The organism is Clostridium gelidum, assembly GCF_019977655.1.
GTDB classification, from domain to species: domain Bacteria; phylum Bacillota; class Clostridia; order Clostridiales; family Clostridiaceae; genus Clostridium; species Clostridium gelidum.
In genome coordinates this window covers 4,210,760-4,226,748 of the sequence record NZ_AP024849.1, presented here as the reverse complement: position 1 = coordinate 4,226,748, position 15,989 = coordinate 4,210,760, and the positions used below count along the sequence as shown (strand labels likewise).

Sequence of the window (15,989 nt, the reverse complement as noted above, 5' to 3'; positions counted from 1 at the left end):
TACCTATGAAAAGAGTTCGAAGCACAATTAAGAACTTATTAAGCCCAGGCACTTTTGTTCAAATAAATATGTGAAGGGAAAAGAATATGAAATCAGAAATAATAAATTTAGCAGCAATAATAATTTTAATTCTAATTAATGCTTACTTTGTAGCCATAGAGTTTGCAATAGTACAAATAAGGTCATCAAAAATAGATACTTTAATAGAAAAAGACAAAAGAGCAATTAAGTGTAAAATAGTTAAAGACAACTTAAACTCTTATTTATCTTCAACTCAATTAGGAATTACTGTTGTTGGTTTATTATTAGGTTGGTTAGGTGAGCCAACTATATCAAAAATAATAGAACCGATGCTAGATATGGTAGCTTTAAATGATAGTGTTAAGCATAGTATTTCTTTAATATTTGCATTTGCTTTAATTACTTTACTTGAAGTTGTATTTGGAGAGCTTGTTCCAAAGGCTATTGCACTAGCTGAAACAGAAAAATGTAATTTAGCTTTAGATAGTTCATTAGTCTTGTTTCACAAATTAACGTATCCTATAACAGTAACATTTGATAAATTAACGGAGCTTTGTTTAAAACCATTTGGAATAGAACCAGTAAATGAAGCACAAGAAATTTATACAAAAGGTGAATTAGAAATGATAGTTAACCAAAGTATAGAAGATAAGGCAGATCAACTGCTACTTGCCAATGCTTTTCAGTTTGCGAGTAGTAAAGCAAGAGATATAATGATACATAGAAAAAAAATGGTTTGCATAGACGTAAATGCAACCCAAGAGCAAGTAATAAACATAATAACAAGTAATGGATACACTAGATACCCTGTAATAGATGAAGACAAGGATAATATTGTTGGTTTTGTTCATGTTAGAGATATTTACAGAGATATAGTTTCTGATAATAAATTAGATTTAAAGTCGTGTATAAGAGAAGTTAATAGTTTCACTGAAACAATGCATATAAAAAATATATTTAAAAGACTTAAAGATAAAAGAGAACAATTTGCAATTGTAGTTGATGAATATGGTGGGACTAGCGGATTACTTACATTAGAAGATATAATAGAAGAAATTGTTGGAGATATTCATGATGAGTTTGATCATGAGAATATTTAACTATTTTGTGCTGAACCCTCTCATCCTATTAGGCGTGAGATGAATAACATATGAATATGAAAAGGGCTGATATTAATAGTGCTAAAGAAAAACTTAAAGGAGAAATGAAAAAATGAAAAAATCAGTTATTCCAGGTGAAGAGAAAAATGAAATGGAAAAGCCTAGCAACTCATATATAAAGAAGCAGGTGAAAGAATTAGAAAAGTCTTTAGGAATAAATACAAATGCTAAAAACATACCAGCATATTTCATATTTGGAGGATGGCTATGTGTAATATCAAGCATTAAGTTAATTATAATAGTGGGATTAATACTTGCAAGTATAGCTTTTGTATTGAGCTTTAGCAAAATCTATAAGAATGCATATAGATGGAATAAATCTATAACGTTTTATTTTAACAATGATATTGAAAAAGCTAAAATTTCATTAGATAAATTGTCTTCTAATGAAAAAGAAGGAAAAGCATATAATAAAATGTTAAAACTTTTAAATGAGGCTAAGTAAATAAAAACTAGATTGAATTATTAATTCAGACATGTGAAAGAAAATAACAAGTCAAATATACTAGGACAATTATTGAGATTAATTTCTCTAAAAAAGGACTTAGTCTCTCTAATTAACAGAGTACTAAATCCTTTAATTTTAATTAATAATTCGTTAGATAAGATTATTATAATTGCTGTGCTGTTTACTGATTTAAATTCATGATATATTAAAGAGCATCTTTTCCTTCGACTCCATTACTTATGCGTATAACATTAGATACATCATAAATAAAAATTTTTCCGTCACCCATTTGACCAGTATGCAACACTTCTTTTACAGTTTCTATTACTGAGTCTAAAGGTACATTAGCAATTACAATTTCTATTTTTACCTTTGGTAATAACTTAATGTCTACAGGTGTTCCACGGTAATATTCTGTGTGACCCTTTTGTACTCCGCAACCTGAAACATTAGAAACGGTCATACCTGTAATTCCAATCTTATTCAATTCATCTATTAAAGGTTCAAGTTTTCCTTGAGATGTTATAATATCTACTTTAGTTATTTTATCATTCATAAATTTTCCGATCTCCCTTTTTTATGGATATTATATCATGTATTAATAGTTTGTGAAATATGCATCCATTTAAAAGGTTGTAGAGGTTATAATAAAATTACTTATCAATTAATTTTTTTTCAAATTCTTCTACCATCTTTTTAGTCATTAATCCACCAATTGCGCCACCAATATGTCCATTTAATTTTGATGTTTTATTTCCCTCATAGTTATCATTAAATTCTATACCAATATCATTTGCAAATTCATTTTTTAATTTATTAAGTTCTTTTCTTGCTTCTGGAACTAAAGGTCTTTTACTCATTATATCACCTCCATATCTACATTAGTTTTATACCTTTGTGTAAAAATATACTTAGCTTTAAGAGATATATTAAAATATATACTTAATAAAATATTGAATGTAACAGAAAAAGTTCTAAATAGAAAACTTTTAAATGATCAGTTTGAAATTATTAAAGATCAGAATAAGTAGGCGGAAGCCATTAACAAAAATAGAATCTAGATTTTTGAAATTAAAATGATAAACGTTGAGTTTTATGATATTTATTCAATATCATAACTATTTATATAATAACTTCAAGACATTTTTTAGCTAAGAGGTTTTTATCACTGCTAAAAAATGTATTAAAATAAGAGTTTATAGGGTAACTCTTATTTTTTTGTGGTAAAATGTAATTAAAATGGCTAAGTTTTGCATGCCAAAAATACTATTGAGTCAGCTAGAAAAGGTGAAGATTATTATAAAAAAGGATGGAGATGTCCTATGGAAAACAAAAGAATATTAGTTGAAAATTCCCATAAGAGAAGTGAAGGTTATGGAGTTGAAAAAAAATCAAGTTATTCAAAGAAGATTCTGTTAGGAGAAGAATTAGAAAAGATAATAATTAATAATAAAGAGTTAATAGAAGTATCTAAGTTATACATTGATATGATTTTTTCAGCTGTTATGGATAATGAATTTATTATAGTATTAACAGATAATAAAGGATGTATTTTATATATAAAGGGAGGAGAAGAAAATAGTCAAAAACTAGATTGTGTTAATCTTAATGTTGGAGCTTATATGGATGAAGAAAATATAGGTACTAATGCAATGGGAACTGCTATTAATGAAGATAAATGTGTTCAAATAACTGCCAGTGAACATTATATAGAAGGTCTTCAAGGGTTAACATGTTCAGCTGCACCTATTCACAATACAAGTGGAGATATTATAGGAACTTTAAATTTAACTGGTAGAAGTAATATGAAACATCCACATACCTTGGGACTCGTAGTTTTTGGAGTAAAGGCAATTGAAAATGAATTGGATAACAAAAAAATAAATGATATATTAACTCAAACTTATAATTATATGGAAAGTGTTATAGATAATTCTGATAAGGGTATCATGATTATAAATAAAGAAGGAAAAATAATTAATATTAATAAATTTGGTGCAGAAATATTTAATAAAGATAAGGATGATTTATTAAAGGAAGAAGTAAGTTATATTTTACCTGATTTGGGGAACATATTTAAGGATTTAGATACAGATAATAGTAATATTATTAAAGAAGTGAAACTTAGACACACAAGTACATATAAAACTAAATTAGTTTTTAAGGGAATTAGACATAAGGAAAAGATAATTGGAATGGTTGTAACTATGAACAATGAAAAAGAAGAAAAAGATGTAAAGGACCCAACAGGAGCTTTTTTAACTTTTAATGATATTATAGGAGAAAGTGTAGCCATTACTAATGTAATAACAAATTGTAAAATTATTGCTAATAGTCCATCGACTGTTTTAATTCAAGGGGAAAGTGGAACAGGTAAGGAAGTTATAGCACAAGCTATGCATAATTATAGCTTAAGAAGAGGTAGTAAATTTGTAGCAATAAATTGTGGGGCGATACCTGCTAATTTAATAGAAAGTGAATTATTTGGATATGAAGATGGGACATTTACTGGTGGGAAAAAAGGTGGAAAGTTGGGGAAATTTGAAATTGCCAGTGGTGGAACTTTATTTTTAGATGAGATAGGTGAAATGCCACTGGAGATGCAAGTTAATTTACTTAGAGTACTTCAAGATGGTAGAGTAACCAGGCTTGGGGGAGATACAGAGATTCCTGTAGATGTTAGGGTAATTGCAGCCACAAACAAAAAGTTAAAAGAACAAGTTAAAAAAGGGAATTTTAGAGAAGATTTATATTATAGATTATGTGTTATTCCAATAATGCTACCACCTTTAAGAGAGAGAAATGGTGATGTAGAAAAACTTATAGAATATTTTTTGAGAATAAAATCTTTTAAGTTAAATAAGGTAATGCCAGAGATTAAAGAAGATTTATATAACGGCTTATTATCATATGATTGGCCAGGAAATATTAGACAGTTAGAAAATTATATAGAAAATATAGTTAATTTAGATGGAAATATATCATTTGATTTATGGGAAGATTGTGATGAGAAAATAGATAAAGTCATCCATAAGGATGCTATGCAGGCAAATTATTATGAAAATTATGAAGTTAAAAAAGATACTTTTAATTTGCAAGAATTAGAATGTGAAGCAATTAATGAAGCTATAAAGTCATGTAATTATAATATGACCAAAGTAGCAAAGGCTCTAGGAATAAGTAGAAACACATTATATTTAAAAATAAAGAAGTATAAAATAGAAGTGTAATAAAATTGTACGAGTTGCATTGAACAAAATGTACGATTTTAGGACATGATGTGTAGTGAAAAATTACATAAGGTATGCCCGAAAAATAACAAGTTAGTATAATTAGGCTATTTTTTTAGATTACATAATCGAGTTTTCGTAATAGGGAGTTATGGTCTAAACATAGCTACTTGCTATTTGGAAAAATAAATAACAAATCTGTGATTTGTTATTTTTTTATGCGTAAAAATACAAAGATTGATAAAATAATGTCAAATTGGCATGGATTTTGCTATAGATATTTATAGAGGTTTAATAAAAAATAAATAAAGCATTAAAAATTATAGTAGGAGGAATTATTAATGGCGCGTTTTACTTTGCCAAGAGACTTATATCATGGAAAGGGAGCACTCGAAGCTCTTAAAGATTTAAAAGGTAAGAAAGCATTTGTAGTAGTTGGTGGCGGATCAATGAAAAGATTCGGTTTTCTTGAACAAGTTGAAAGCTATTTAAAAGAAGCGGGAATGGAAGTAGAATTATTTGAAGGCGTAGAGCCAGACCCATCAGTAGAAACAGTAATGAAGGGTGCAGAAAAAATGAGAAATTTTCAGCCTGATTGGATAGTTGCAATTGGTGGAGGATCACCAATAGATGCAGCAAAGGCTATGTGGATATTCTATGAATATCCAGAATTTACGTTTGAACAAGCAGTTATTCCATTTGGATTACCAGAACTTAGGCAAAAGGCTAAATTCGTAGCTATTCCATCAACTAGTGGTACGGCTACAGAAGTTACAGCTTTTTCTGTAATAACAGATTATAAAGCAAAAATTAAATATCCTTTAGCTGACTTTAACATAACTCCAGATATAGCTATATTGGATCCAATGTTAGCTCAAACTATGCCAGCTCAATTAGTAGCTCATACTGGAATGGATGCATTAACTCATGCTATAGAAGCATACACTGCATCATTTAGATCAAACTTTTCAGATCCATTAGCTATTAAAGCAATAGAAATGGTTAAAGAACATTTACTTAAATCATTTGAAGGAAATGAAGAAGCTAGAGACTTAATGCATGAAGCTCAATGTTTAGCAGGAATGGCATTCTCAAATGCATTACTTGGAATAGTTCACTCAATGGCTCATAAAGTAGGTGCTGTATTCCACATACCTCATGGATGTGCTAATGCAATCTTCTTACCATACGTAATTCAATATAATAGAACAAAGTGTGAAGATAGATATGCTGATATTGCAAGAGCATTAAAATTAGAGGGAAGCACAGATGCAGAATTAACTGATGCATTAATTAAAGTAATTGATAAAATGAATGATGAATTAAGTATTCCTCATTCAATGAAGGAATATGGAATTGAAGAAGCTGATTTCAAAGCTAACCTTACATTTGTTGCTCATAATGCAGTGTTAGATGCATGTACAGGCTCAAACCCTAGAGAAATAGATGATGCAACAATGGAAAAATTATTTGAATGTACATACTATGGAACTAAGGTTAATTTATAGATAAAAGCCAATTTATAATCACATATTAATATAAGAACTCATAATCTCTTATTAATATATAAACTTAAAATATATAATATCAAAAAGTATATTAAATTGAAATTCTCATAATCTCGATATAATATATAAATTTAAAGCTCATAATATTAAATAATATATATGATTGAAATTCTCATAATCTCAATTAAATATATAGACATTGGCTCTCGATTCAGAGAGCTTTTGTTATTGTTAATACAGTTAGGAATAACATGGGGCAAAAACCAATAAAAGTAATAGAAACATTGTTTTTGGTAATACAATTATTAATTTTGGTAATATTCAAAAGATATCAAGTTAGTAGACTTGATATAATTCAAAAATATTGGAGGTACAAAAAGTGTACAAAATAATTAGTAAAAGAGAACTTACAGATAATATATTCTTAATGGATATAGAAGCTCCAAGAATAGCAAAGTCTGCAAAACCTGGTCAATTTATTATTATAAAGAATGATGAAAAGGGTGAAAGAATTCCACTAACAATAGCAGACTATGATAAAGAAAAGGGAACCGTTGCAATAGTTTTCCAAACTGTTGGAAAGGGTACAAAGCAATTAGCTTCATTTGAAGTTGGCCAAGAAGTAGCCGATTTTGTTGGACCTCTTGGACAACCAAGTGAGCTAATACATGAAGATATAGAAGAATTAAAGAAAAAGAAACTACTATTTATTGCAGGTGGAGTTGGTGCAGCACCAGTTTATCCACAAGTAAAATGGCTACATGAACAAGGAATAGATGTAGATGTTATACTCGGAAGTAGAAATAAAGATTTATTAATATATGAAGAAGATTTAAAAGCAGTTTCTGGGAATCTTTATGTTACAACAGATGATGGTAGCTATGGATTTAAAGGAACAGGTTCTGATATGTTAAAAGACTTGGTTAATAATCAAGGTAAAAAGTATGATCATGCTATTATTATTGGACCAATGATAATGATGAAATTTACTTCTATGTTAACTAAGGAATTAAATATTCCAACTACAGTAAGTTTAAATTCAATTATGGTTGATGGTACTGGAATGTGTGGAGCATGTAGAGTAACTATTGGTGGAGAAATTAAATTTGCTTGTGTTGATGGACCAGAATTTGATGGACATTTAGTAAATTACGATGAAGCAATGAGAAGACAAGGGTTATATAAGACTGAAGAAGGAAAATGTCAATTAAAAGCAGAAGAAGGAAATACCCATAGTAATGGTAGCTGCGGTTGTGGAGGTAATAAATAATGGATATGAATGAAAGATTAGTTAGAATACCAGTAAGAGAACAAGACCCAAAGGTGAGAGCTACAAACTTTGAAGAAGTTTGTTTGGGATATAATGAAGAAGAAGCTACAAAAGAAGCTGCAAGATGTTTGAATTGTAAAAACCCTAAATGTGTAGATGGATGTCCAGTATCAATTAACATTCCTGGATTTATTGCACATGTTAAAGATGAAAAATTTGAAGATGCAGCAAAAGAAATTGCAAAATATAGTGCACTTCCAGCTGTCTGTGGAAGAGTTTGTCCACAAGAAAAGCAATGTGAAGGAAGATGTGTTTTAGGTATAAAGGGCGACTCAGTATCTATAGGTAAGCTTGAAAGATTTACAGCAGACTGGGCAGCAGAACATAAGGTTGATTTAAGTGCAACAGAACCTAAAAATGGAATTAAAGTTGCAGTAGTAGGAAGTGGTCCAGCGGGACTTACTTGTGCTGGAGATTTAGCTAAAAAGGGATATGAAGTTACTATATTTGAAGCTCTTCATAAAGAAGGTGGAGTTTTAGTATATGGTATTCCAGAATTTAGACTTCCAAAAGAAAAAGTAGTTAAAATTGAAGTTGAAAACATTAAGAAACTTGGTGTTAAAATTGAGACTAATGTTATTATCGGAAGAACAATAACTATAGATGAATTATTTGAAGAAGAAGGATTTAAAGCTGTATTTATAGGTTCAGGAGCAGGTCTTCCAAGATTTATGGGAATACCGGGAGAAAATGCTAATGGAGTATCTTCTGCAAATGAATTCTTAACAAGAGTAAATTTAATGAAAGCAGCTGTAGACGGATATGAAACTCCAGTTAGAGCTGGAAATAAAGTTGCAGTAGTTGGTGGAGGAAATGTTGCTATGGATGCAGCAAGAACTGCACTAAGACTTGGAGCTGAAAGTCATATTGTTTATAGAAGAGGCGAATCTGAACTTCCTGCAAGAATTGAAGAAGTTCATCATGCTATGCAAGAAGGCGTAATATTTGATGTTTTAACTAATCCAAGTGAAATTTTAGTAGATGAAAAGGGATGGGTTAAAGGGATGAAATGTATTAGGATGGAACTTGGAGAACCAGACGCATCTGGTAGAAGAAGTCCAGTTGAAGTTCCTGGATCAGAATTTGTTATGGATTTAGATACTGTAATAATGTCTCTTGGAACATCACCAAATCCATTAATTTCTTCAACAACAGAAGGATTAGAAATTAATAAGAGAAGATGTATAGTAGCAGAAGAAGAAACTGGGCTTACTACTAAAGAAGCAGTTTATGCTGGTGGAGATGCAGTTACAGGAGCAGCAACAGTTATATTAGCTATGGGCGCAGGAAAAAAAGCTGCTAGCGCTATAGATGAATACCTTAGTGCAAAATAGTAAGTAGTAATCTTACATATGTTAAAAGTATAACTTTGAAAATAGAAATTTCAAAGTACAAGCACTCCACTAAATGCGAATTTAGTGGAGTTTTTAAAATAGATATGGAATTTTAATAAAGATCATAGAATTTGCCAATATTTTAAATCTGAAGATAGTGGCAGAGGGGAATAAACAGGATTATCAGATGATAACATTAAAAGAATATACTTTAAATAAGAAAGGGGAATGTTAAATGAATACATTTATAAATTTAAGTGTTAAGAAAAAACTTGTTTCAGTATTTTTGTTAGTATGTATTTTTATGCTTTTACTAGGGGCAGAAGGTGTATTAAGTTCTGCAAAAATAAATAATAATGCAGCGGAAATGTATAACAACAATTTAACATCTATTAAGGCTTTGGAGGAAATAAAAGGAAATATATCTCAAGGTAGAGAATCTCTAATTAAAATTGTTCTTGAAAGAGATAGTTCGAAAATAAATGTTGATATAGCTACTCTCGATGCTTTAACACAAAAAAATGATGAGATAAAAAAGACATATGAAAGTACTCCTTCAACACCAGAAGAGAGGAAAGCTTATGATGATTTTAAGACTGACTTAGCAAAATATCGAGAATTACGAATTAAGATTATTGACCTTGCTAAAGCTAATAACTATGATGAAGCAAATAGACTATTCAATTCAGATGTAATTGCTCTTAAAAATAGCATGGCTGAAAAATTGCAAAAATGTATTGATATAAATGGAAAAGTAGCAGCACAAGCTAATTTAGATAATACAGCTGAGTTTAACAATGTTAGATACACGATACTAATTTTCACAGCCGTAGCATTTTTAATTATTATTCTTTTGGCGTACATATTAAGTAAAAATATAATAAATCCATTGAAAAAAACACAAGAATTAGCACAAAGACTATCAAACTATGACTTTTCAACTCCAATTATAATCACAAGAAAAGATGAATTTGGACAAACAGCTGTAGCATTAAATACTGCACAAGAAAATGTAAGTAGCTTAGTAAAAGTAATTATGGAAAATTCTAAAGATATAAGTGCTTCATCTGAAGAACTTTCAGTAACGGTTCAAGAGTTATCCGCTAAAACTATTACTATAAATCAAGCAGTAGATACTATTGCTTCTAGTATGCAAGAGTCAAGTAGCGTCACAGAAGAGATAAGTGCATCTATTGAAGAAGTGGATTCAAGTATTAATATACTTTCTTCTAAAGCTATGCAAGGAAGTAATAATGCAAATCAATCTAAGGAAAGATCTACAGAAGCTAAAGATAATAGCCAAAAAGCTATCTCGGAAACTAGAAAAATATCCTCTGAAAAACAAAATAAGATGGCAAAAGCTATTGAAGATGGCAAAGTGGTAAATAGTATAAAAGTTATGGCAAGTACCATTGGAGATATAGCAGAACAAACAAATTTACTTGCATTAAATGCAGCAATAGAGGCAGCACGAGCAGGGGAGCAAGGAAAAGGTTTTGCAGTGGTAGCAGAAGAAGTCAAAAAACTTGCAGAAGATTCATCACAAGCAGTAATAAATATTCAAGATACTATTATTAAAGTTCAGGGGGCATTTAAAAGTAGTATTGATACAGGTAGAGATATATTAGAATTTATAAATACACAGGTAAATGAACAATTTGATGCTTATGGTGAAACAGGTACCCAGTATTATAATGATTCAGATTTTGTAAGCAAAATGTCTGATGAAATTGCGACTATGTCTGAAGAAATAACAGCTATGGTGGGACAAGTAAGTGAAGCTGTTCAAAATATGGCATTGTTTTCACAAAAATCAAGTGGAGAAGCAGACACAATAAGAGAAAGCATGAATGAAACTACAAAAGCCATAGAACAAGTAGTATTAACGGCACAAAGTCAAGCAGAACTTGCTCAAAAGATTAATGAAATAGTTCATAAATTTAAAATATAATTAAGAGTTGATTTTGAGAGGAGCTATTATTGAAATAGTTAATAAATGCTATTCTGAGTTGCAATGATTTATGCTCATATGAATTAATGTAAAGTAAATGTTTATTTATGGTATTAATTATAAATAAGACTTACACAATTCCAATATTCTTGTTTTCAAGGTTTTAAATAACTATATAACCCTGAACCTTTTGTACCCCATAGCTGTTTACTCTATGCGAGTATTGTGTATCACTTTCCCCAGGTTCTCTTGCTATAAAGACATCTAATCTATTGTCTACACCAAAATATTTATCAGAGCCTTTATCATTAACAATAACGAGGCCATAACTTTCTAAATATATTTTAGTATTTTGAGGGATTACATTATTAGCTACACCACCTGGTGATAATGGTTTGTTTTGACAAGTAACTGCACCTGCACTGCTATTTTCAGATTCAAGAGATGTATAAAAAGTGAGAATAAACTCTTTCAATTCAGGTTCATTCTTTTTTTCTTCCTTTTCCTTTTGCATAGCAATTTCTTTTTGTTTGAATTTTTCATCTTGCAATTCAATAGGATTTTCAATTAATTCAGTCTGATCTTTATGTACTATTTCTATATTATTATCTTCTACAACCTTTGTTGCTAAAGCGTTAAATGTTGTTATTGTGCTTATAGTATAAGTATTAAATATAAATAAAATACTTAATAAGCAAAGTAACCTATTTACTCTTAGCATTTGTCCACTCTCCTTTTATGCATATTTAATGCAACACAATAGAACTCATTAATAAATTATAACACTAATGTAAAATATTTACAGTATAAATTTTATTATGTAAGAGACTAGTTACAAAATTCAATAACTAGTCTCTTAGGCTATGGATTATTTTTTTATAAATTCAATCTAATTTACCACGAACATCATATACATCAACATCTTTCTTTGTATTAGCATGAGCGAACTTTGCGAGTGTTGGTATTCCCCAAGTAGGGTTTGAGCTATTTTCATTTTGAGCAATTGTATCATTTGAACTAAAAGTAGATTTTGAGTGTGCTACATAGCTTTTAACCTCTCGAACTTTTTTAGAATCAAAAGAAGGGTCAGATTCTAGTGAATGGATATCAATTATTTTTTCAGTATCATAAACTTTTGGAGCTGGACCATCGGGTGTTCTTTGTTTGCTCACAGTAATCACTCCTAACATAATAATTTTAAAACTTATCAGTAATATATAATAATTAAATTAGATAAATAAAATTTAGTTACATCATTATTATCTAAAAAAATAGGTATATTAATACGTGAAGTATTCAGATTATAGAGAAAATCATGGTGAAGTAGAAAAGATAAATTTTTTTAAGATTCAGAAATCAAGAAAAGGTGTTAGGATAGTATTTAAATGTAACCAAGTGGATTTTCACTTGGTTACATTTTAGATTAAGATATTTAATTACCAAATCTGTTGAAATGTTGACTTTTAAAGCCCTGATTCTCTATAGACTTATGTTTTGCATTAGGATTATGGTTATGTCCTTCTTCAGTTATTGGAGTTTGATAATTACATTTTTCCATTCTTGCAATTTTATTATCTGGTTGACTATCTTTTGTCATTAAAATACCTCCTTGCATAGTATTTTTACACAGTTAGTTTGTACAATACTGTACAAATTATCCGCTTATCTAAAAAAACAAATACCAAAGTATACTTATGATTGATTTGTTGCATCAAAACAAGATATAATGTAACGAGAATTATATCTAAATATAAAGAAACTAAGCGAAAATTGTTTGTTGGAAAGGTAATGGTTAAATGAAAGAAGTAATGGTCAAATCATTGGGATTTATTTGTATCGTGATTCTAGGATACATACTTAAGAAAAATGGCTTTTTTAAAAAAGAAGATGGACTTTTTTTATCCAAGATAGTGATGAATATAACATTGCCGGCCGCGTTAATTGCTGGTGCAAGTAGTATGAACATAAATTATGTAGCAATTATTATTATTTTAGTAGGTTTAATTAGTAATTTATTTAATATTTTTCTTGTAAAATATATAGAGCGTAGAAATTCTCCAGTTACAAAAGCTATCAGTATAATTAACTGTTCAGGTTATAATGTAGGTAACTTTGCTATTCCATTTGCAGCCAGTTTTTTTGAACCAACAGCTCTTCTTTATATGTGTATGTTTGATATGGGTAATTCTTGTATGGTACTTGGTGGTTCCTATGCACTGGCTAAAAATGAAGTAGATGGTAGCGGAAGACTAAATATTAAAAAATTAATCAAGACATTATTAAGGACAGTTCCATTTGATGTCTTGATAGTTTTATTTGTTATTTCAATATTAAAAATATCAATTCCTAAAGAAATTACGACTATTGCTTCTATGATTGGTTCTGCTAATGCATTTCTTGCAATGTTAATGATTGGAATTATATTAGAAATTAATATTACTAAGACTCAAGCAAAAGGAGTTACTAAATTGCTTGGAATTAGGTATTTTAGTAATTTAATTTTTAGTTGTAGTGTTTACTTTTTTTTACCAGTTCCAATTTTAGCAAAGCAAATGATTGTACTTGTTTTATTTGCTCCATTGTCTACAATATCAGCAGTATATAGTAAAATGATAGATCCAGATAATCCAATTCCAGCTTTAGCTAATTCCATTAGCATCATATTAGGAATTTTCATAATGACGGGTTTATTGATTGTGTTTACATAAGGTAATTGCCAACTGTATTATTATTACAATGTTGTTGTTAGTAAAATTATCAGTTTAAATACATAAAATTAAAGGTATTATGTATGATATGTCGAAGTATATATGTATATTTATTTATAGGCAAAATATATTTTATGGAAGGTGATTTTTATGTATTTAACTTGGAATTGTAGTTTGAATATAGGAATTGATAGGATTGATAATCAACATAAAGAATTATTTGATTGTTTGGAGAAATTATTGACAGCTATTGAGGATGGGAAAAGTAATGATGAGGTTATTAAAACTCTAGATTTTCTTGAGGAATATGTAATTAAGCATTTTAATGAAGAAGAAGAAATTCAAAATAAAACAAATTATCCCCTAATGGATATACAACATATACAACATGAAGATTTTAAAAGTGATCTTAAAGAATTCAGAAGAGTTTTTGAAACTCATGGAGGATCAACAGTATTAGCTTTAAATATTCAGGAAAGCCTAGTTAATTGGTTGAAAAATCATATAATGAATTTAGATAAGGATTTAGGAGACTTTTTGATTGAAATTGGTTATAATAAATAACTTGGAAAATAAGATATGTATCTAAAACAACATATTGATATTGAAAGTGAACTTAGAGCATTTAATATCAATGATATTAATGTTCTTTAAAAAACAAGTAGCTATAATAGATATTATTAATGAGGTGACTAGAATAATGGAGTTTGTAGAAAAGACTTCGGGAATGAAGTATAGAAAAGACAAAAAGGAAAAGCAGCTATCTATATTAGGCTATGGTTGTATGCGTTTTACTAAAAAAGGAAGTAGCATTGATATTGATAAGGCAGAAAAAGAAGTTATGGAAGCAATAAATAATGGGGTAAATTATTTTGACACTGCTTACGTTTATTCAGGCAGTGAGATAGCATTTGGTGAAATTCTAAAAAGAAATAATTGTAGGGATAAAATATATATTGCTACAAAGCTTCCCCATTACATGGTTAAGTCAAAAAAGGATTTAGAAAAGTATTTTAATGAACAATTAAGAAGACTTCAGACAGATCATATTGATTATTATCTTATGCATATGCTTACTGATGTGAAGACCTGGGACCGCTTAAAAGCATTAGGTGCTGATGAATGGTTAAAAGAAAAAGTTAATAATGGGCAAATTCGTAATGTTGGATTTTCTTATCATGGGAATACAGATACTTTTATTCAGCTCTTGGATGAGTACGATTGGGACTTTTGCCAGATTCAATATAATTATTTAGATGAACATAGTCAAGCCGGAAAAAGGGGATTAGACGCTGCCAGTAAAAAAGGACTTCCTGTAATTATAATGGAGCCACTCCGAGGTGGACGACTTGTTAATTTGTTACCGGAGAAGGCTAAGAACATAATAAAGGAGAATTCAAGGAAGCGTACCGCTGCAGAGTGGGCATTCCGTTGGCTTTGGAATCAACCTGAAGTTACCTGTGTATTGTCTGGAATGAATTCTCTTGAAATGGTTCGGGAGAATGTAAAAGTTGCAAAGGATGTAACCGCAGGTGAATTTACAGAAGAAGATTTTGATCTTATAGAACAAGTTAAGAATGAAATCAAGAGAAACATTAAAGTAGGCTGTACAGGTTGTGGCTATTGTATGCCATGTCCTAAAGGGGTAGATATTCCGGGGACTTTTCACTCCTACAATATGATGTATGCTGAAAATAAGAAAAATGGCAGGAGAGAATATCTTATGTGTACTGCCCTGCGAAAAGATCCAAGCAGTGCGACCCAATGTATCGAATGTGGTAAATGTGAGATACGTTGCCCACAGCATATAGAAATTCGAAAAGAACTGAAGAATGCTCGTAGGGAGCTTGAAACACCTGTATATAAAATTGCAAAGACTGCGGTGAAATTATTTAAGCTATATTAAAAGCAGAGTTTGCAAGTAAGATTTCAATATCTTTAGCAACGAGTTATATAAGTTTGAGGATCCAAATTTTAATTTAGGTTGTCAAACTTATATATAAATAGAAGTAGGCACAATTAAAAAAATAACAAGTCCATTTGTCAATGTCATTTAGATAATGATTTATCCTTGTTAAAGCCATCTAAGTATATTAAAAATATACTTAGATGGCTTTTTCTTTTGATGTATAGGAAAGCATAGAATTGAGGGAACCTGAAAGGCTGACAAGAGAAATCTTATTTGCTACTCCCCTTATTAAAAAAACTATTTGATAATAATTATTAAATAGTATAGATTAGTTTGGAATAATATGATAATATATAATTAATATAAGAAAAGAAAATTTAATAGAGTTAG

At 29.6% G+C, this 15,989-nt stretch carries 15 protein-coding genes; 10 read left to right on the top strand and 5 right to left on the bottom strand.

All coding sequences use genetic code 11. The annotated features are described in order from the left end of the window. Positions 1–86 precede the first annotated feature (86 nt). Positions 87–1,121, top strand: a complete 1,035-nt coding sequence (locus psyc5s11_RS19400) for a hemolysin family protein (RefSeq protein WP_224034131.1) — start codon at positions 87–89, stop codon at positions 1,119–1,121. Between the two features lie 112 nt (positions 1,122–1,233). Beyond that, positions 1,234–1,626, top strand: a complete 393-nt coding sequence (locus psyc5s11_RS19395; protein ID WP_224034130.1) for a hypothetical protein — start codon at positions 1,234–1,236, stop codon at positions 1,624–1,626. Between the two features lie 208 nt (positions 1,627–1,834). Here psyc5s11_RS19395 and psyc5s11_RS19390 read toward each other — a convergent pair whose 3' ends face one another. Both psyc5s11_RS19390 and psyc5s11_RS19385 read right to left on the bottom strand, forming a co-directional pair. Further along, entirely contained in the window at positions 1,835–2,185 is a 351-nt protein-coding gene (locus tag psyc5s11_RS19390; protein WP_224034129.1) for a P-II family nitrogen regulator, read from the bottom strand. A 97-nt stretch (positions 2,186–2,282) separates the two neighbouring features. After that, on the bottom strand, positions 2,283–2,489 hold the full coding sequence (locus psyc5s11_RS19385) for an alpha/beta-type small acid-soluble spore protein (RefSeq protein ID WP_224034128.1): 207 nt from the start codon (positions 2,487–2,489) through the stop codon (positions 2,283–2,285). 462 nt (positions 2,490–2,951) lie between these two features. Here psyc5s11_RS19385 and psyc5s11_RS19380 point away from each other — a divergent pair, with 462 nt between their 5' ends. From psyc5s11_RS19380 to psyc5s11_RS19360, 5 genes are all read left to right on the top strand, one after another. Continuing rightward, the gene (locus tag psyc5s11_RS19380) at positions 2,952–4,859 is read left to right on the top strand and encodes a sigma-54-dependent Fis family transcriptional regulator (protein WP_224034127.1); all 1,908 of its coding nucleotides are present in this window, start codon (positions 2,952–2,954) and stop codon (positions 4,857–4,859) included. 341 nt (positions 4,860–5,200) lie between these two features. Then, positions 5,201–6,367, top strand: a complete 1,167-nt coding sequence (locus psyc5s11_RS19375) for an iron-containing alcohol dehydrogenase (RefSeq protein ID WP_224034126.1) — start codon at positions 5,201–5,203, stop codon at positions 6,365–6,367. Positions 6,368–6,746: 379 nt separating this feature from the next. After that, the gene (locus psyc5s11_RS19370) at positions 6,747–7,637 is read left to right on the top strand and encodes a sulfide/dihydroorotate dehydrogenase-like FAD/NAD-binding protein (protein ID WP_224034125.1); all 891 of its coding nucleotides are present in this window, start codon (positions 6,747–6,749) and stop codon (positions 7,635–7,637) included. Then, entirely contained in the window at positions 7,637–9,031 is a 1,395-nt protein-coding gene (gene gltA / locus psyc5s11_RS19365) for an NADPH-dependent glutamate synthase (protein WP_224034124.1), read from the top strand. The genes psyc5s11_RS19370 and gltA overlap by 1 nt, the downstream gene beginning before the upstream one ends. A gap of 235 nt (positions 9,032–9,266) precedes the next feature. Then, positions 9,267–10,982, top strand: coding sequence for a methyl-accepting chemotaxis protein (locus tag psyc5s11_RS19360; protein WP_224034123.1), 1,716 nt, complete (start codon positions 9,267–9,269; stop codon positions 10,980–10,982). Between the two features lie 163 nt (positions 10,983–11,145). Here psyc5s11_RS19360 and psyc5s11_RS19355 read toward each other — a convergent pair whose 3' ends face one another. From psyc5s11_RS19355 to psyc5s11_RS19345, 3 genes are all read right to left on the bottom strand, one after another. Further along, the gene (locus psyc5s11_RS19355) at positions 11,146–11,703 is read right to left on the bottom strand and encodes a 3D domain-containing protein (protein WP_224034122.1); all 558 of its coding nucleotides are present in this window, start codon (positions 11,701–11,703) and stop codon (positions 11,146–11,148) included. A gap of 163 nt (positions 11,704–11,866) precedes the next feature. Beyond that, the gene (locus psyc5s11_RS19350) at positions 11,867–12,154 is read right to left on the bottom strand and encodes a hypothetical protein (RefSeq protein ID WP_224034121.1); all 288 of its coding nucleotides are present in this window, start codon (positions 12,152–12,154) and stop codon (positions 11,867–11,869) included. A 260-nt stretch (positions 12,155–12,414) separates the two neighbouring features. Further along, complete coding sequence (locus tag psyc5s11_RS19345) at positions 12,415–12,579, bottom strand: hypothetical protein (protein ID WP_224034120.1); 165 nt, start codon at positions 12,577–12,579, stop codon at positions 12,415–12,417. A gap of 199 nt (positions 12,580–12,778) precedes the next feature. Between psyc5s11_RS19345 and psyc5s11_RS19340 the strand changes: the two genes are divergently transcribed. From psyc5s11_RS19340 to psyc5s11_RS19330, 3 genes are all read left to right on the top strand, one after another. Then, positions 12,779–13,690, top strand: a complete 912-nt coding sequence (locus psyc5s11_RS19340; protein ID WP_224034119.1) for an AEC family transporter — start codon at positions 12,779–12,781, stop codon at positions 13,688–13,690. Positions 13,691–13,840: 150 nt separating this feature from the next. After that, positions 13,841–14,254, top strand: coding sequence for a bacteriohemerythrin (locus psyc5s11_RS19335; RefSeq protein WP_224034118.1), 414 nt, complete (start codon positions 13,841–13,843; stop codon positions 14,252–14,254). 136 nt (positions 14,255–14,390) lie between these two features. Then, entirely contained in the window at positions 14,391–15,596 is a 1,206-nt protein-coding gene (locus psyc5s11_RS19330) for an aldo/keto reductase (RefSeq protein WP_224038227.1), read from the top strand. The last annotated feature ends 393 nt before the right edge of the window (positions 15,597–15,989 follow it).